Source organism: Sphingomonas kyeonggiensis (assembly GCF_014196745.1).
GTDB classification, from domain to species: Bacteria; Pseudomonadota; Alphaproteobacteria; order Sphingomonadales; family Sphingomonadaceae; genus Sphingomonas; species Sphingomonas kyeonggiensis.
Genome location: NZ_JACIEH010000003.1, coordinates 909475 through 927206, shown reverse-complemented (window position 1 = coordinate 927206; position 17732 = coordinate 909475). Strand labels below are relative to the sequence as shown.

The window sequence follows — 17732 nt, the reverse complement described above, 5'->3', positions numbered from 1 at the left end:
GAATGACATGATGAAGTCCGTTTTCCGTTTCTCCGTTTCCGTCCTCGCGCTCGCGGCTGCGCCCGCCGCCTTCGCGCAGCAGGCAGCTGCGCCTGACGCCGCCGCTACCGAGACCAGCGACGATATCGTCGTCACCGCCACCCGCGCGCCGATGAACATCGATCAGGTCCCCGCCTCGATCACCGTGCTCGACAAGGCCGCGATCGATCGCAGCCAGGACATCGGCGCCACCGAGATCCTGCTCCGCACGCCCGGCATCAGCATCTCGCGCAACGGCGGCTATGGCACCTCGACTTCGCTGCGCATCCGCGGTGCCGAGTCCGACCAGACCGTGGTGGTGATCGACGGCGTGAAGCTCAACGATCCCGCGGCCACCGGCGGCGGCTACAATTTCGCCAACATGCTGATCGGCGACAGTTCGCGCATCGAAGTGCTGCGCGGCCCCCAGTCGATCCTGTGGGGCAGCCAGGCGATCGGCGGCGTGGTCAACATCGTCACCGCCGCGCCCACCAAGGCACTCGAGGGCAGCTTCGACATCGAGGCCGGCTCGCGCGAGACGGTCAGCGCCCGCGCCGCGATCGGCGGCAAGACCGGTCCGCTCGCCTGGCGCGTCGGTGGCCAACGCTTCACCACCGCCGGCATCTCGGCGATCGCCCCGCAGTTCGGCGGCAAGGAAGCCGATGGCTACAACAACAGCAGCGCCTCGGGCCGCGCCGAGCTGACGCTGACCAGCAACCTCAGCGTCGAGGTCCGCGGCTATTATTCGAACGGCCGCACCGAGATCGATTCGACCAGTGGCGACAATAGCGACTATTCGACCAGCGAAGAGTTTGTCGGCTATGCCGGCATCAACCTGTCGCTGCTCGACGGCCGGTTCCGCAACCGCTTCGCCTATGCCTATACCGACACCGATCGCGACAGCTACGGCCCCACCCGCGCCCGCCCGCTGAGCTTCGAGTCCGACGGCAAGAACAAGCGCTTCGAGTACCAGGGCAGCTTCGCCTTCACGAAGCAGATCTCCGCGGTGTTCGGCGTCGAGAACGAGAATTCGGACTTCCGCAGCCGCTCGCCCGCCGCCTCGCTGGCAACCCCGCTGCCCGCCTTCTCGCGCGGCAGCGCCGAGCTCACCAGCGCCTATGCCCAGCTCAGCGTCGAGCCGATCACCGGCCTGACCCTCAATGGCGGCATCCGCTATGACGATCACAGCCGCTTCGGCGGGCAGACCCTGTTCCAGGCCGGCGGCGTGTGGCGCTCCTCCTGGGGCACGATCATCCGCGCCAATTATGGCGAGGGCTTCAAGGCGCCGTCGCTCTACCAGCAGTTCAGCGAGTACGGGAACACCGCGCTCGATCCCGAACAGGCCAAGGGCTGGGAAGCCGGCGTCGAGCAGCAGCTGTTCGGCCGCAAGCTGGTGTTCGGCGCCACCTATTTCGAGCGCAAGACCACCAGCCAGATCATCTTCAACAGCTGCACCGCGACCTCGACGGTGCCGCTCTGCTTCGTGCCGGGCAGCCCCACCGTGCGCCGCTTCGGCTATTATTCGAACGTCTCGCGCGCCGAGGCGCACGGCATCGAGGCTTCGGGCGCGCTCAACCTGGGCGGCTTCACCCTCGACGGCAACTATAGCTGGACCGTCGCCGAGGACCGCTCGCCGGGCACCGCGACCTTCGGCAAGTGGTTGCCGCGCCGCCCGCAGAACACCGCCAACGGCTCGATCAGCTATGCCTTCCCGTTCGGCCTGACCACCGGCGCGGCGGTGCGCTGGTCCGGCCACAGCTTCGACAATGCGGCGAACACTACCAGGCTCGACGACTATACGCTGGTCGACCTGCGCGCCGAGCTGAAGGCGGGTGACAATCTCAGCGTGTTCGCGCGCGCCGAGAACCTGTTCGACGAGAAGTACATGACCGCCTATCGCTACGGCACGCTGGGCCGCAGCATCTATGCCGGCATCCGCGGGCGCTTCTGATGGGAGAACGCAACATGACACAGGCACGCGCATCCACCCTCTGGATCATGCTGCTGACGCTGGCGAGCATGGCGACCAGCTTCGCACTGGCCTGCACGGCCCCGGTCGCGGCGCTCGCCGCGCTGGCGGCGGTGCACATGCGCCCGCGCGACGGGATCGCGCTGGCGCTCGCCGCCTGGGGCGCCAACCAGGCGATCGGCTTCCTCGTCCTCCACTATCCGCATGACCCGAAGACGCTCCTCTGGGGCGTCGGGCTCGGCACCGCGGCGGCGGGGTCGGCGATCGGCGCCTATGCGGTGCTCGGGCGGCTCGAGGTCCGCTCGACCATCGCGAAGCTGGCCATCGCTTATCTTGCGGCGTTCGTCGCAGGCAAGCTGGTCACTTTGTGCTGGGCGGCGGTACTGGGCGGCGTGGCGATCACCCTGAACCCCGGCTATTCGCTCGACCAGTTCGTCCGCAACGGCGCGATCCTGATCGGGCTCTATGCCTTCTACCGGCTGCTGGTCGCGCTCGGCGTCCCGGCGCCTGGCGGAAGGCTGGCCACGGCCTGATGCTCACGCGCGTCGAGGACGGCCCGGCGGTCGTCGCCTGCAACACCTGTCGCCATTCCGCGGATTCGCGCGAGGATGGCACGGGCGTGCGCGGCGGCGCCCGGCTGGTCGCCGCCTTGCGCGCCGTACAGGCGAGCGATCCGCGCTATGCGGGGATCGCCGTGCAGGAGATGCCCTGCCTGTTCGCCTGCACCGATTTCTGCACCCTCCACCTGCGCGCGCCCGACAAGGTCGGCTATGTCCTCGGCCGGTTCGCGCCGGACGAGGACAGCGCGCGCGCCATTCTCGACTATGCCTTGCACTATGCGGCGAGCGAGCATGGCCGCGTGCCCTACTCCGCCTGGCCCGAGGGGATTAAGGGCCATTTCATCACCCGCACCCCGCCTCCTGGATTTGTCGCCGAATGACCTTTGCCTCGATTGCCGATTTCCGCGCCGCGCTCGCCGATCTGCGCGCGCCTGACCAGGACGCCATCGCCGCCGCCCGCGCACGCCAGGCAGAGCTGACCAAGCCGGCGGGTTCGCTCGGTCGGCTCGAGGACATCGCGGTCTTCTTCGCCGGCTGGCATGGTAATGCCCGCCCGAAGATCGAACGCGCCCGCACCGCGATCTTCGCGGGCAATCACGGTTTCACCGTCCACGCCGTCAGCGCCTTCCCGCCGAGCGTCACCGTGCAGATGGTCGCCAATTTCCAGGCCGGCGGCGCCGCGATCAACGCGCTGTCGGGCGCCGCCGGGCTCGAGCTCCAGGTGACTGCGCTCGACCTCGACACGCCCACCGCCGACTTCACCATCGCGCCCGCGCTGTCCGAAGCCGAATGCCTCGCCGCGCTGAACGCCGGCGCCGCGGCGGTGACCGACGATCTCGACCTGCTCACCGTCGGCGAGATGGGCATCGGCAACTCGACCGCCGCCGCGGCGCTCTGCCTGCGCAGCTATGGCGGTGCGGCGGCCGACTGGATCGGCCCGGGCACCGGCATCGATGCCGAGGGGATCGCCCGCAAGACTGCTGTGGTCGAGCGCGCCCTCGCCTTCCACGCCGATGCGCCCGCCGATGCCTTCGAGACGCTCCGCCGCGTCGGTGGCCGCGAGATCGTCGCCATCGCCGGCGCCGTGCTGCGCGCGCGCCAGCTCGGCGTTCCAGTCGTGCTCGACGGGTTCATCAGCAGTTCCGCGATCGCCCCGCTCGCGGTCGACAATGTCGACATCACCGCGCATTGCATCGCCGGCCATGTCTCGGCCGAGCCCGGCCATGCCCGGTTGCTCGCCCGGCTCGGGCTGGAGCCGCTGCTGGCGCTCGGCATGCGGCTCGGCGAAGGCAGCGGCGCGGCGGTGGCGGTCAATGTGATCCGCTCGGCCCTGGCCGCGCACGATCAGATGGCGACCTTCGCCGAGGCGCAGGTTTCCGGCCAGCTGTGACGCCGTTCGCGCTCCACCTGCTGCGTCACGGCGCCCCGGTGCTGCCAGGCCGGCTGATGGGCCGCACCGACTGCGCGCCGACCCCCGACGGGATAGCGGCATGCGTAGCGCAGGCGGCGGACCTTGGCGTCGAGCGCGTGGTCAGCTCCGACCTGCAACGCGCCCGCGCCGCCGCCGAAGCGATCGGACCGACGACCATCGACCCGCGCTGGCGCGAGCTCGATTTCGGCGACTGGGACGGGCTCGCCCCGGATCAGGTCGATTCCAACGCACTCGTCCGCTTCTGGGAAGACCCCGACGCCAGCCCGCCTCCCGAAGGCGAGTGCTGGTCGTCCCTCGTCGCGCGGGTATCGGACGCCATCGATGCGCTCGCCCCTGTTCCCACCCTGGTCGTCAGCCATGGCGGTGCGATGCGCGCGGCACTCCATCTGCTGTGCGGCTTCGAGCAGCGCCGGCTCTGGGCGTTCGACCTGCCCTATGGCGTGCTGGTCTCGCTGCGCGTCTGGCCCGGCGACAAGCCCAGCGCCCAGATCGTGGGGATCTACCCGTGAAGGGCCTGATCATCGCGATCCAGTTCCTCACGCGCCTGCCGACGCCGCGCATCGCGGTGAGCAATGCCGAGTTCGCCACATCGATGCGCTGGTTCCCCGCGGTCGGGCTGATCCTCGGCGCGCTCGTCGCCGGTGCCTGCTGGGCGGGCACAAGGATCGATCCCTGGACCGGCGCGCTGGCCGGGCTGGTGCTGTGGGTCGCGGTGACCGGCGCGCTGCACCTCGACGGGCTGGGCGACATCGCCGATGCCGCCGGGGCCGCGCACAAGAGCCGCGAGCGCGTGCTCGAGGTGCTCGCTGATCCGCATATCGGCAGCTTCGGCGCAGTGACGATCGGCGTGCAGCTCGTCACCAAGCTGGTGCTGCTCCACGGGCTGGTCGCGATCAACGCCTTCGCCGCGATCGCGCTGATCCCCTTTGCCGCCCGTATCGGGCCCTTGCTCTGGACGCGCTGGCTGCCCGATCTCCATCCGGGCCTCGCCTCGCGCTTCCGCGATGTGGTGCGCCCGGTCGATCTTGCTCTCTGGATGCTCGCCTGGCTCGCTGCCGCCTGGTTCTCGCCGAGCCTGCTCGTCACGCCGGTGCTGCTGTTCGGCTGGGCCGCCTGGCTGTGGCGCAAGCTCGGCGGCATTTCGGGCGACGGCCATGGCGGCGGGATCGAAGTGACCGAGACCGGCCTGCTCCTCGCCGCGCTGATCCTGACGAGGATCGCATGACCAGCTGGACCTGGCATGGCGGCGGCCTCGAAGCGGCGCGGCGGCACTATGGCGGGAACGACTGGATCGACCTTTCCACGGGCATCAACCCGCACCCCTGGCCCGGCGCCGACACCCACTCGATCGACTGGCAGCGCCTGCCCGAGCGGCACGACCTGGCCGCGCTCGAAGCCGCGGCCGCCGGCTATTTCGGGCTCGACCCGCGCCATGTCTGCGCCGTGCCCGGCACCGAGATCGCGCTCCGGCTCGTCGGCGGGCTGATCGGCGGCACCGCCCGCTATGTCGCTCCGACCTATCGCACCCATGGCGAGATGATCACGGGTGCCACGCCTACCGCTCTGGACGAGGCGGGAAGCGGCACGCTGATCCTCGCCAATCCGAACAACCCGGACGGCCGCACGCTGCCTCCCGCCCGGCTGTTCGAACTGCTCGATGCCCGCGCGGACCGCGCCTGGCTGCTGCTCGACGAGGCCTTTGCGGATGTCGATCCCGCGCTGAGCCTCGCCGGTGCGATCGACGACGCGCGGCGGCTGGTGATCTTCCGCTCCTTCGGCAAGTTCTTCGGCCTGGCCGGCGTACGGCTGGGCTTCGTGCTCGGCCCAGCGCCGATCCTGGATGCGGTCCGCGCCGCGCTCGGCGCCTGGCCGGTTTCCGCCGCCGCGATCGCGATCGGCACCGCTGGCTATCGCGACCACAAATGGATCGAGGCGATGCGCGGCCAGCTCTATGCCGAGGCCGCCGCGCTCAACGCCGTGCTCGCCGGCGCCGGCCATCGTCCTACCGGTGCCTGCCCGCTCTTCCGCCTGGTCGAAGTGCCGGACGGCATGGCGCTGTTCGAGCAGCTCGCTGCCCAGGCGATCCTGACCCGCCCCTTTGCCGGGCAGCCGCGCTGGCTCCGCATCGGCCTGCCCGGGGGCGACGGCCTGGCCCGGCTCGAGGCAGCGCTGGCGCATGGCTGAGCCGATCGCGCTCACCGCACTTGCACTCGATGCCGCGATCGGCTGGCCGGGCGCGCTCTATCGCCGGATCGGTCATCCGGTCGGGCTGTTCGCCCGAGTCATCGGCGCATGCGAGACGCTGTGGAACCGCCCCGAACGCAGCGACGCCATCCGCCGCGCGCTGGGGGTCGCCACCATACTCTTGCTGATCCTGATCGCCGGCGGCACCGGCTGGATCGCCCAGCACCTGCTGCTCGCGTATCTCAGCCCCTGGGGCTGGCTGGCGGTCGCGCTGCTCGCCTGGCCCGCACTCGCCCAGCGCAGCCTGTTCGACCATGTCCGGCCGGTGGCGAAAGCGCTGCAGGCCGGTGACCTGCCAGCAGCCCGCGAGGCGGTCGGCATGATCGTCGGCCGCGACACCGCCTCGCTCGACGAACCCGGCATCGCCCGTGCCGCAATCGAGAGCCTGGCCGAGAGCTTCTGCGACGGCGTGGTCGCCCCGCTCTTCTGGCTGCTGCTGCTCGGCCTGCCCGGGGTCTGGGCCTACAAGGCGATCAACACGGCGGACTCGATGATCGGCCACCGCGAGCCCCGCTGGCGCGCGTTCGGCTGGGCGGCGGCACGGACCGACGATTTGCTCAACCTGCTCCCCGCCCGCCTCTCCGGCCTGCTGCTCTGCCTCGCCGGCGCCGGCGGCTGGCGCACGCTATGGCGCGATCACGGCAACCACGCCTCGCCCAATGCCGGCTGGCCCGAGGCGGCGATGGCCGGCGCACTGGGGCTGCGCCTTGTCGGCCCGATCGCCTATGACGGCGTAATGCACGCCAAGCCCTGGATCGGCGAAGGACGCACCGACGCAAACGCAGGCGACATCGCCCGTGCTCTGCGCCTCTATGTCCGCGCCTGCCTGCTGCTCTGGGGAATCGCGGGAGCCGTCGCATGGGTGCGCTGATGCTGCAGGGCACCGGGTCGGACGTCGGCAAGTCGGTGCTGGTCGCCGGGCTCTGCCGTGCCTTCGCCAATCGCGGGCTGAGCGTGCGCCCGTTCAAGCCGCAGAACATGTCGAACAATGCCGCGGTGACGATGGACGGCGGCGAGATCGGCCGCGCCCAGGCACTCCAGGCGATTGCCTGCCGCGTGCCGCCGCATACCGACATGAACCCCGTGCTGCTCAAGCCCCAGGCCGATCGCACCTCGCAGTTGATCGTGCACGGCAAGGTGCGCGGCACGCTCGGCTCCGGCAATTTCCGCGAGGCGCGGCGGAGCCTGCTCGGCGAAGTGCTGGAGAGCTATGCGCGGCTGCGGGCCGAATGCGACATCGTCGTGGTCGAAGGCGCCGGCTCGCCCGCCGAGATCAACCTGCGCGCCGGCGACATCGCGAACATGGGCTTCGCCCGCGCCGCGAACGTGCCGGTGGTTCTGGTCGGCGATATCGACCGGGGCGGCGTGATCGCCGCCATCGTCGGCACTCGCGCAGTGTTGACGCTTGCCGACGCGGCAATGATCCGCGGCTTCCTGATCAACAAGTTCCGTGGCGATCCCGCCTTGTTCGAAGACGGCTATCGCGCGATCGAGGAGCGATCGGGCTGGCGCGGCTTCGGCGTGGTGTCTTGGCTGCCCGCCACCGTCCGCCTGCCGAGCGAGGATGCCGTGGTGCTCGACCGCGCGACACCACGCCGCGAAGGCCGCAAGCTGGTCGCCTGCCCGATCCTGCCGCGCATCGCCAATTTCGACGATCTCGATCCGCTGAAGCTCGAGCCTGGCGTCGAACTGGTCATGATCCCGCCCGGCACCCCGATCCCGGGTGACGCCGCGCTGATCGTGCTGCCCGGCTCCAAGGCGACGATCGCCGATCTCGCCTTTCTCCGCGCCCAGGGCTGGGACATCGACATCCTTGCGCATCATCGCCGCGGCGGCGCGGTACTCGGGCTGTGCGGCGGCTATCAGATGCTCGGCGGCAGCGTCGCCGATCCACTCGGGATCGAGGGGCCACCGGGCCGGGTCGAGGGGCTCGGCCTGCTCGATGTCGAGACCGAACTCGCCCCCGCCAAGATACTCCGCCATGCCTCCGGCACCGCGCTCGGCGCGCCGGTCACCGGCTATGAGATGCACATGGGCGAGACGCGCGGCCCCGACACCGCCCGCCCCTTCGCCGAGCTGGACGGCCTTGGGCCCGAAGGCGCGGTCAGCCGCGACGGTTCGGTGATGGGCAGCTATCTCCACGGCCTGCTCGCCGCGCCCGAGGCCCGCACCGCGTTGCTCGCCCGCATCGGCGTATCGGGCAGCGGGCGCGATTATGTGGCGGACGTCGATGCCGCGCTCGACGAGATCGCCGCCCGGCTCGAGGAGCATGTCGACATCGACGCGCTGCTCGCGCTTGCGAAGGAGACGCCATGACCCGCCTGTTCGTCCTGGGTGGCGCCCGCTCGGGCAAGAGCCGCTACGCCCAGCAGCGCGCCGAGGCGCTCGCCGGCCGCCATGTCTTCATCGCCACGGCCGAGGCCTGGGACGAGGAGATGGCCGATCGCATCGCCCGCCACCGCGCCGATCGCGATGCGCGCTGGGATACGGTCGATGCCCCGCGCGATCTCGCCGCCGCGCTCGATGCGGCGAGCGGCACCGGGGCGGTGGTACTGGTCGATTGCCTCACCCTCTGGGCAAGCAACCTGCTGCTCGTCGATGCGGACATGGAGGAAGCCACCGCAGCGCTCGTAGATGCCATCGCGCGCTTCGAGGGTGAGCTGATCCTCGTCGCCAACGAAACCGGCCTCGGCATAGTCCCCGACAATGCCCTGGCCCGGCGCTTCCGCGACGCTGCCGGCCGGATCAATCAGGCAGTGGCGGCGATCGCCGGCGAGGTGATGCTGGTGGTCGCGGGCCTGCCGATGCGTGTCAAGTAAACCATAGGAGAGCTGGAGCCCCTCGGGGCGCCATGATATCTGGGCTGTCCAGCCCCGGGGAGTATAACATGGCGTCGCCGATCAAGATCCTGCTCCAGACCACCATCCCCAATGTCGAGGATGACTGGAACATCTCGCGCTTCTCGATGCTGCGCGACTATCTGGCCGAGCTGACGGACGCGGACGGTGCGCCGCTGTTCGACGTCACCGCGCGCGACCGGACCGCGCCGGGCACTCCCGATCCGGTGCTCTCGACGCTCGACCAGTCGGACTATGACAGCCTCTGGCTGTTCGCGGTCGACACCGGCGACGGCCTGACGCCCGAGGATTGCGAGGCGATCAGCCGCTTCCGCGAGAGCGGGCGCGGCCTGATGGTGACTCGCGACCATATGGACCTGGGCTGCTCGGTCTGCACGCTGGGCGGGGTCGGCCAAGCGCATTTCTTCCACAGCAAGCATCTCGATCCCGATGCGAGCCGCCATGTGATCGACGACCAGGAGACCAGCTACATCCTCTGGCCGAACTATCATTCGGGCGCGAACGGCGACTATCAGGAGATCGAGATCCATGGCGATCCGCATCCCGTCCTGCGCGACGCCGATGCCCCGACCGGCCTGATCCGCTTCCTGCCCGCGCACCCGCACGAAGGCGCGGTCGGCGTGCCGGCCGACGACCGCACCGCCCGGGTGATCGCCACCGGCACCAGCAAGGTCACCGGCCGCGCGTTCAACATCGCGGTCGCCTTCGAGCCTTCGGAAGCCGGCGGCCCGGCCTGGGCGGAATCCACCTTCCACCATTTCGCCGACTATAACTGGGACCCCGCCGCCGGCTGCCCCAGCTTCGTCAGCGAAGCGCCCGGCGACGCCCTGGCCGGCTCGCCCGAGGCCCAGGCGTCGGTCCGCGCCTATGTGCGCAACCTGGCGCTGTGGCTGGCCGGCCGCCTGCCGGTCGACGAACGCGCCGAGGAGCTCGACCGCGAGCTGGACGAGGCGCTCGAGGAAAGCTTCCCGGCGAGCGACCCGCCCGCCATCTACTGAGCGGGCGAAACGCCCTTCCCAGGCTCAGGTCGCCCGGGAAGGGCGCGCGATCACTGCGCTTCGTCGGCGTCGAGCACGCCATTCCTGTTGACGTCGGCCTTGTCGAACTTGGCGAGGTCCTCGGCGGCCAGCTCGGCGGCGCTGACATTGCCGTCGCCATCGGTGTCGAGCCGCTTCAGCCGGCGATCGACCTTGGCCTGGTCCATCGTCTCGCCGCGCTTCTCCGCCGCCTTGGTCATGAAGGCGAGCAGTTCGGTCGGGCTGCCCTTGCCATTGCCGTCGGCGTCGAGATTCCTGAACTTCTTGGCCGATGCCGCCTGCGCCTCGGCGCGGGTCTGGCCGGCCTTCTGGGCGAGCGCCTGGCTCGAGATCAGCAGCGCGCCGATGGTCACGGCGATCTTCACGGTCTTCATCATTCTCTCTCTCCTTGGTTCGTCGCTTGCCTTGATCAGAAACGGAAACCGGCGCTGGCACGCGCGCCATAGCTCGAGCCGCCACTACCGCTCTCGCCGCGCAGCCCCAGGCCCATGGTGAACCGGCCGACATTGGTCGAAGCGTCGAGCCGCCCGGCGATACTCGTCTTGCCGAACTGCCCCGCACCCGCCTCGAACCCGTTGCCGGTATCGACAAAGGCGAACATCCGCCGTGCCTGGGGATCGTCGAGATAGGAGCGCCCGCCAATGTCGCCACTCAGCGTGATCCCGTCGATCACGGTGGTGCCGCGCAGGCCGTAGCTGGCGAGGGTGGTGGTGCTGCGCGTCCTGCCCGCCGTCAGCGCCGCAGCGCCGCCCCATTCCTGCACCCGGTCGAAACGGACGGAGGTCACACTGGCCCCGGCATAGGGGCCGACACGCAGGGCCTTGCCCACGGGCAGCAGATAGGCCGCCTCGCCGAAGCTCGTAAGGCTCTCGCCGTCGCCGTCCGAAGTGAGCCGGTTGGCGAGCCCGCCGAACGCCACCCGGCGATCGGTCGACAGAGTGTGCTTGGCATAGCCGAAGCCGCCGGCGATGCGCAGGCCCTGCAAGCTGTAGCCGAAATAGGCATAGGCCGAATTGCTCACCAGCGTGCCTTCGCTCGCCCGCGCGTCGAGGCTGATGTCGTTGCGGGCGTGCCGATAGGCGAAGCCGTAGCGCAGCGTATCGCCCGTCACTTCGATGCCTGCCGACACCGTCTGGCGGTCCGACTCGATCCCGGCATAGCCACTGTGCGCACCGGCACTGATCTGGCCGATGTCGCCTGCGATCCAGAAACTCTTCTTCTGTCCGGGTGGCCCGTCGGCCCGGGCGATCAGCTCGCGCGCCGCGTCATGCCCGTCACGTCCTGCCACCGCGAGGCCCGCCGTGAACACTTCGCCCGAAAGCTGATCGAAGGCATCGCGGGCGCCGGCGGCGCTCAGCCCGATCGCCGCATCGAACACCGCGCCCGAGCTCTGCGCGCCGACCGCCGATGCCACCGCGATCTGGTTCGCGGTCTGGGCGACGCCGTTCAGGCTCACATCGTTGCGCAGCAGGCGCAGCTCCACGGTGCTGGCCTTGTAGACCAGGCTCGGCGTGAGGAAGGCGAGATCGGTGACGACGCCCCCAAAGGTACCGTTCACCGCCGCCCCGGTGACGATCGTGTAGGTGGTGAGCGGCGAGAAGCTGGTTTGCCCGCCGGTCAGCACCGATACGGTGCCGCCGCCGAGCGTCACCGTGCCGGTGGCGATGATCTGGTCGGAGAGGCCGGTGGGCGACACTTCGACCTGATAGACCGATCCCGCCGCGAGGGTCAGGCTGCCCGCCACGTTGAGCGTGCCGATCGAGTTGCCCGGCGCGACGATGCCCGAGACGCTGAGCGAGCCGGTCCTGCCCGATCCGCCGATCCGCCCGTTCGCACCGATCGTCACCGTCCCGGCCAGCGATCCGTTGACCACCAGCAGGCCGCCATTGATCGTGGTCGATCCGGTATAGCTGTTGGCGCCGCCCAGCGTCAGCGTGCCGGTGCCCGACTTGATCAGCCGGCCGCTGCCCGAGAGTACGCCCGAATAGCTGGTCGAGTCGGTGCTGTTCACCGTCAGCACGGCGCTGCCCAGGTCGATATTGCCGCTGCCGGCGAGCCCGCCGACCGTCGTCGCGAAACCGCCGAGCGCGACCTTGCCGTCCCCATTGACGATGAGCGCGCCCGTGCCGAAGGCGTTGGCGATGCCCGCGCTCAGCGTGCCCCCGGTCACGGTGGTGCCGCCCGAATAGGTGTTGGCCGCACCCAGTGTCAGGGTGCCGCTGCCCGCCTTCACGAAGCTGCCGGTGCCGCTGATCACCCCGGTGAAGCTGCTGGTGGTGCCGGTGTTCGCGATCAGCGAGCCGCTGCCGAGCAGGATCCGCCCCGCGCCGCCCAGGCCCGATACCGAAGCGGTACCGCCATTGACGTCGAAGGTCGCGCCGCTCGCCACGCTCAGCGCGCCGCTGCCGATCGCACCCCCATCGAGCCGCAGCGTGCCGGCCGACACGGTGGTCGCGCCGGTATAGCTGTTCGCGCCGCCCAGGGTGAACACGCCGGTCCCGGTCTTGGTCAGCCCGCCGCTGCCGCTGATCACGCCGGCATAGCGGGTGTCGCCATTGCCGCCGCCGGTGGTGAGGCTGCCGCCCGACAGCGTCACCTGGCCATCGCCCGCCAGGCTGGCGACGGCCTGCGATACGGCCAGGTCGAGCGTCGCGCCCGCCGCGATCGTCACCGTGGTGCCGGTCGGCAGCGCCCCGCCCGCCCCGGCCCGCAGCGTGCCGCCGGCCACGGTGGTGGCGCCCGCATAGCTGTTGACGCCCGCAAGGATCAGCGTGCCGGTGTCGAGCTTGTTGATCCCGCCGCTGCCGCCGATCCCGGCGCCGATCGTCGCGGTCACGCCCGGATCGACGCGGATATTGGTCTGCGCCTCGGCCAGGCCCAGCGACCCGGTGCCGGCTGCGATCACATAGCCATCGGTCATGAACTGCATGCCGGTGAGGTTGATCGCGCCGTCCACCGTCACCGTGCCGGCCGCGCCCTGGAACACGGCGAAGCGCCCGCCCCAGCTGTCATTGGCGGTGCCATCGGCGTTGGTCCAGTTGGTGCGGCTCGAGGTCCAGCTGCCCGATCCGCCACCAATCGCGCCATTGGCGGTGGTGCCGGTGCCGTCCCAGAACTGAATCTCGGGGACGACATTGTCATAGACCAGGTTGACCTGGTTGCCGACCGAGGTCTGCAGGTTGATGTGCGGCAGGTTCGCGCCGGCCGGCAGCGCGCCGATCACCAGCCCATTGTCGGTCAGCGCGCCGGTATAGTCGATCAGGCGATAGACGCCGACGCCGAAGCCGCCCAGATCGGTGACGTTGAGCGTGCCGTCGAGCGTCAGGTCGCCATTGACCTGGATCCGGTCGCTGGTGCCCGCCACGTTCGGCGCACCCAGCCCCATGTCGAGCACCGAGCCGCCGGACAGGACCAGCCCGCCCGCGGTGAAGGTGCCCGCACCGGCGCCGCCGGCTGCGAGATGCGCACCATCGGCCAGGGTGACCACACCCGCAGCACTGCCCGTGCCGCTCAGCGTAGCGCCGCCCGCAACCTTCACCGCCCCCGCGACGCTGCCGTTCAGCTGCAGCGTGCCCGCATCGACCCGGGTCGTGCCGAGATAGGCATTGGCGCCGCCCAGGGTGAAGGTGCCGGTGCCGGTCTTGGTCAGCCCGCCATTGCCGCTCACTACGCCGGAGAAGCTGTCATTGGCATTGAGGCCGCCGGTGACCAGCCCGCCGCCGAGCAGCACATTGCCGCCACCGTTCAATCCGCCGAGACTCTGGTCGGCGCGCAGATCGAGCGTCGCGTTCGCGTCGACGGTGACGTTGCTCGTCGCCGGCAGCGCCGATCCGTTCAGCGCGACCAGCGTGCCGAACTTCACGATGGTCGCGCCGGCATAGCTGTTGGCGCCGGACAGGATCAGCGTGCCGAGATCGTTCTTCACCACACCGCCGCTGCCGCCGATGGCTGCGCTGATCGTCCCGGTCAGATGCTCGTCGACGCGTAGGTTGATCAGCGCACCGGCAGTGGTCAGCGTGCCGGTGCCGGCTGCAATCTCATAGCCGTCGGTGCTGAACTGCGCGCCGGTGAACAGGATCGCATCGTCGACGGTGACCGTGCCCGCCGCGCCCTGGAACACGGCGAACGTGCCACCCCAGCCGCTGTTGGTGACGCCGTCCTTGTCGGTCCAGTTGGGGAAGCTGTTGGTCCAGCTGCCGCTGCCGCCCTGGATCGCGCCGTCACCCGAGATGTCGATGCCATCCCAGAACTGGAAGGTGGCCGATTCCTGGATGCCATAGACCAGGTTCACCTGCTTGTTGATCGAGGTCTGGATCGTCATCAGGCCGCCATTGGCGCCCGCAGGCACGCCGCCGATCACGAGGCCGTTGTCGGTCAGTGCCCCGCTATAATTGATCAGCCGGTAGACGCCTTCGCCGAACTGGCCGACATCGGCGATGTTGAGCGTGCCGTCGAGGATCAGGTCGCCGGTGACCTGGATCCGGTCGCCGGTGCCGGGTGCGCCGAGATCATAGTTGAGCACCGAGCCCGCCGACAGGATCAGGCCCCTGGTGGTCAGGACACCCACGCCGCCATTGCCCGGCGCGAGCGTGGCGCCGGAAGCATCGAGCACGCCGTTGATGCTGCCGCCGCCCGAAAGGCGAGTGCCGGCCGCCATCGCCACACCGCCGTCCCAGGCACCCGACAGGGCGACGCCGCCGCCATTGATCGTGAGCAGCCCGTCGGCCGTGTTGGCACCCGACAGGGTGAGCGTGCCGGTGCCGACCTTGGTGAGCCCGCCGATGCCGCTGACCACGCCCGAGAACTCGGTATCGCCGCCGCCCGAGCCGGTGGTCAGGATCGCACCGGCGGAGCTGCCGCTGCTGGTCACCACCGTGCCGTTGCCCGAAAGATTGGCGATCGTCTGGTTGCGCGCGATCGGCGCGGCGACCGAGGTTCCGTTGACGTCGACCCGCGTCGCATCGGTCAGGTCGAGCACGCCGTTGCCGGTGACGATGACCGCCGAACTGGCGGAGAAGCTGTTGTCGGTCATCCCGGTGCGCAGGCGCCCGTTGCTGATCACCGTGTCGCCCGAATAATTGTTCTGGCCGAACAGGGTGAGCTGGCCGGTGTTGGTGACCTGGACGCCGCCGCTGCCGGTGACGATGCCGGTGTGCGTCACGGTGCTGGTACGGTTCTGCACCAGCGTGCCGTTGTTGACGATCGCCCCGGCGATCGAGCCGCCCGAGGTGCCGCCGTCGTCATAGCGCAGCGTCGCGCCGGCCGAGATGGTCGCGCCGTCGCGCAGGGTCTGCCCATTGATGAGCCCCCAGGTGCCGCCCTGGACATTGAGCACGTCGAACCCGGAAGTGTTCACCAGCACCTGCGAGCCGGTGCCGGTCAGGTTGAGGATATCGGTCACGACCGTGCCTGCCGGGATGGTGCTGTTCCAGCCGGAAAGGTTGCCGTTGATCGTCGCGCCGGTCTCGATCGTCAGCGTGTTGACGACAGTGGTGTTGGCGAGCGGCGCACCGCCGAACGCCACGGCGTTGGTGCCGCCCGTCGTGGTCACGCTCCCGGCCGCCAGCGTGACGTTGTTCACCGTGTTGAGGCCCAGGTTGATGCGGATCGCCTCGCGCGTGACGCTCGAATTGCCGCCGGTGGCGCTGCCGCTGATCGTGCCGCGGTTGACGATGGTCGTGTTGCCCGTGCCGATGATGCCGTAGACACCGCTGATGTTGCCCGTCGCCTCGTTGGTGAGGGTCAGCGCGCCACCATTGGTTCCGCGCACGCCTTCACCCTGGCTCACGGCGGTATCGCCGGGATTGGGGCTGTTGGTCACCACGGTAACACCGGTTCCCGTGATCGTCCCGGCATTGACGATCGTCGTGGTGGCGGAGGAGACCACCCCCTGGTTGCCGGTGATCGAGCCGCCGGCACGGTTGGTCAGCTCGAACGTGGCACCCGGGATGGTGACTTCGATACCCTGGGCCACCTGGCCGACGCCGGCGGCATTGGTAAGCCCGGTGCTTACGATCGTCCCGGAATTGTCGATCCTGATCGTACCGAAATCCGCGGCGGTCGCAGTGATCTGGATCGCATCGTTTCCGCCCCGAACCGTGCCGCGATTGACGATGGTCATGGTGCGGTCCCAGACCGCCGGCGGAGCCCCGTTGACCGATGCGGCACCGGTGCCGCTGATCGCCCGGCCATTGCTGCCGGAAGTCGGCACGCCTTCGATCGTGCCGTCGTTGGTGATGACGATGCCCGTGCCGGTGCTGGCGCCGTTGATCGTCACCGCGCGGTTGCCGGCCACCTGCGCCGCGCCCCCGGCCGCCACGGTCAGCGTATCGTCGGCATCCAGGTTGGTGTTGCCCGTCTTGATCGTGCCGGCACCGATGGTGGTGTTCTGGGCATGCGCCACGGTGGGCAGCGCGAGGAAGCAGACGGAAAGCAGCAGGCGCGTGCGCAGGCTGCGGGCGCGGATCGAAAAAGTCATGAGTCATCCCCCATCGCGGCGGGTGCCGCATGGCCAAGACCAGCCGTGGCTGGGTCTGCGATCTGTGACGGGGCATGCGCGCGGCAACGGCCGCGTCCCTACGGCCCCTCGTTGCGTGCGCTTATCTTCGCATCCGCATCCGGCATCTCTCCCTGGCAGCGTCCGGCTTGCCCGTCAGGCGGGTGCCGCTTTTCTTGCCCGGGATAAGACCAGAGCTTCAATCCAGAGTCAATAGATGGTTAGTCCAGATTTCACACACTGGTCCGCATACCACTTTCCGGACCGATTTCCGCGCCGCGCATGAAGAAACGCGCGCCGCGGCAGGTGCCGGGCGCGCGTGGATATCGCAGCACGTATCGGAGGCTAGGCGCTCAGCTCAGCTGCGCGCTGATCAGGAAGCGGTTGCGGCTGGCCTCGGCCTTGCGGCGCAGCTCCATGATCTCGCGCTCTTCCGATGCCTTGAGCATCGCCTCGAGCAGCCGGCTGAAATGCTTGCGCATCGCCAGGCGCGCCGCCGCCGAATCGCGCTGCTTGAGCGCCTCGAGCACCGCGGCATGTTCGTCGTGGCGCGTGTCCTCGTCATGCCCGCAGACCGAGGCGTGGAGCGCGCAGATCTCGGGGATCTCGGTGCGCATCCGCCACAGGGTGTTGATCACGAACATGATCGCCTGGTTGCCGGAGGCGCTGGCGATGGTCAGGTGGAAGGCGCGGTCGGCCTCGGTCGCCGCCGCGCTGCCCTCCTCGGCCTCGTCCATCGCGACGACCAGCGATTCCAGCACCTGGATCTGCTCGTCGCTGATCGTCGGCGCGGCCAGCGCCGCCGCCTCGGACTCGAACAGCGAGCGCGCCTCGGTCAGCTCGAACGCACTCACCACCGGCAGCTGGCCGACGCTCGGCTCGTTGCGGTCGCAGACATAGACGCCCGAACCGGTCTTGATCCGCACCAGCCCCTGGGCCTGCAGCGCGATCTCCGCCTCGCGGATCGTCACGCGGCTCACCCCCAGCCGCTCCGCCATCTCGCGCTCGCCGGGCAGGCGCGAGCCGGGAGGGAAAGTGCCCTCCGCGATCATCGCCGCGATGCGCTCGGCGATATCCTGGAAGAGACGGCGTTCGGCCATTGGGTCCTCGATATTCCT

Annotated in this window: 14 protein-coding genes; 11 read left to right on the top strand and 3 right to left on the bottom strand. The window is 69.6% G+C overall.

The genetic code is table 11. The features are described from left to right. Positions 1 to 7 precede the first annotated feature (7 nt). The 11 genes from GGR46_RS19595 (at position 8) to GGR46_RS19545 (ending at position 10079) form a co-directional block, all read left to right on the top strand. The gene (locus GGR46_RS19595) at positions 8 to 1969 is read left to right on the top strand and encodes a TonB-dependent receptor plug domain-containing protein (protein ID WP_246426220.1); all 1962 of its coding nucleotides are present in this window, start codon (positions 8 to 10) and stop codon (positions 1967 to 1969) included. Between the two features lie 14 nt (positions 1970 to 1983). After that, positions 1984 to 2520: a hypothetical protein gene (locus GGR46_RS19590; RefSeq protein WP_183999679.1), complete on the top strand. Its 537-nt coding sequence runs from the start codon at positions 1984 to 1986 to the stop codon at positions 2518 to 2520. Then, positions 2520 to 2927, top strand: a complete 408-nt coding sequence (locus GGR46_RS19585; RefSeq protein ID WP_183999678.1) for a DUF1636 domain-containing protein — start codon at positions 2520 to 2522, stop codon at positions 2925 to 2927. Before GGR46_RS19590 ends, GGR46_RS19585 begins: the two co-directional genes overlap by 1 nt. Then, positions 2924 to 3937 (top strand): nicotinate-nucleotide--dimethylbenzimidazole phosphoribosyltransferase, encoded by a 1014-nt coding sequence (gene cobT / locus GGR46_RS19580; protein WP_183999677.1) that lies wholly within the window; start codon positions 2924 to 2926, stop codon positions 3935 to 3937. The genes GGR46_RS19585 and cobT overlap by 4 nt, the downstream gene beginning before the upstream one ends. Continuing rightward, positions 3934 to 4488, top strand: coding sequence for a histidine phosphatase family protein (locus tag GGR46_RS19575; protein ID WP_183999676.1), 555 nt, complete (start codon positions 3934 to 3936; stop codon positions 4486 to 4488). The genes cobT and GGR46_RS19575 overlap by 4 nt, the downstream gene beginning before the upstream one ends. Beyond that, positions 4485 to 5204 (top strand): adenosylcobinamide-GDP ribazoletransferase, encoded by a 720-nt coding sequence (locus GGR46_RS19570; protein ID WP_183999675.1) that lies wholly within the window; start codon positions 4485 to 4487, stop codon positions 5202 to 5204. Before GGR46_RS19575 ends, GGR46_RS19570 begins: the two co-directional genes overlap by 4 nt. Then, on the top strand, positions 5201 to 6163 hold the full coding sequence (locus GGR46_RS19565) for an aminotransferase class I/II-fold pyridoxal phosphate-dependent enzyme (RefSeq protein ID WP_183999674.1): 963 nt from the start codon (positions 5201 to 5203) through the stop codon (positions 6161 to 6163). The genes GGR46_RS19570 and GGR46_RS19565 overlap by 4 nt, the downstream gene beginning before the upstream one ends. Further along, positions 6156 to 7094 carry an adenosylcobinamide-phosphate synthase CbiB gene (cbiB, locus tag GGR46_RS19560; protein ID WP_183999673.1) on the top strand — a complete coding sequence of 313 codons (939 nt, stop codon included), beginning with the start codon at positions 6156 to 6158 and terminating at the stop codon, positions 7092 to 7094. The genes GGR46_RS19565 and cbiB overlap by 8 nt, the downstream gene beginning before the upstream one ends. Then, the gene (locus GGR46_RS19555; RefSeq protein WP_183999672.1) at positions 7082 to 8539 is read left to right on the top strand and encodes a cobyric acid synthase; all 1458 of its coding nucleotides are present in this window, start codon (positions 7082 to 7084) and stop codon (positions 8537 to 8539) included. The genes cbiB and GGR46_RS19555 overlap by 13 nt, the downstream gene beginning before the upstream one ends. Then, positions 8536 to 9042 (top strand): bifunctional adenosylcobinamide kinase/adenosylcobinamide-phosphate guanylyltransferase, encoded by a 507-nt coding sequence (gene cobU, locus GGR46_RS19550; protein ID WP_183999671.1) that lies wholly within the window; start codon positions 8536 to 8538, stop codon positions 9040 to 9042. The genes GGR46_RS19555 and cobU overlap by 4 nt, the downstream gene beginning before the upstream one ends. A gap of 68 nt (positions 9043 to 9110) precedes the next feature. Further along, positions 9111 to 10079 (top strand): hypothetical protein, encoded by a 969-nt coding sequence (locus GGR46_RS19545; protein ID WP_221262860.1) that lies wholly within the window; start codon positions 9111 to 9113, stop codon positions 10077 to 10079. Positions 10080 to 10129: 50 nt separating this feature from the next. On the opposite strand, the gene GGR46_RS19540 is transcribed toward GGR46_RS19545, so the two are convergent. The 3 genes from GGR46_RS19540 to GGR46_RS19530 form a co-directional block, all read right to left on the bottom strand. Further along, positions 10130 to 10495: an EF-hand domain-containing protein gene (locus tag GGR46_RS19540; RefSeq protein ID WP_184000111.1), complete on the bottom strand. Its 366-nt coding sequence runs from the start codon at positions 10493 to 10495 to the stop codon at positions 10130 to 10132. Between the two features lie 32 nt (positions 10496 to 10527). Continuing rightward, entirely contained in the window at positions 10528 to 16596 is a 6069-nt protein-coding gene (locus GGR46_RS19535; protein ID WP_183999670.1) for an autotransporter-associated beta strand repeat-containing protein, read from the bottom strand. Between the two features lie 371 nt (positions 16597 to 16967). Further along, positions 16968 to 17714 carry a FadR/GntR family transcriptional regulator gene (locus GGR46_RS19530; protein ID WP_183999669.1) on the bottom strand — a complete coding sequence of 249 codons (747 nt, stop codon included), beginning with the start codon at positions 17712 to 17714 and terminating at the stop codon, positions 16968 to 16970. Positions 17715 to 17732 lie beyond the last annotated feature (18 nt).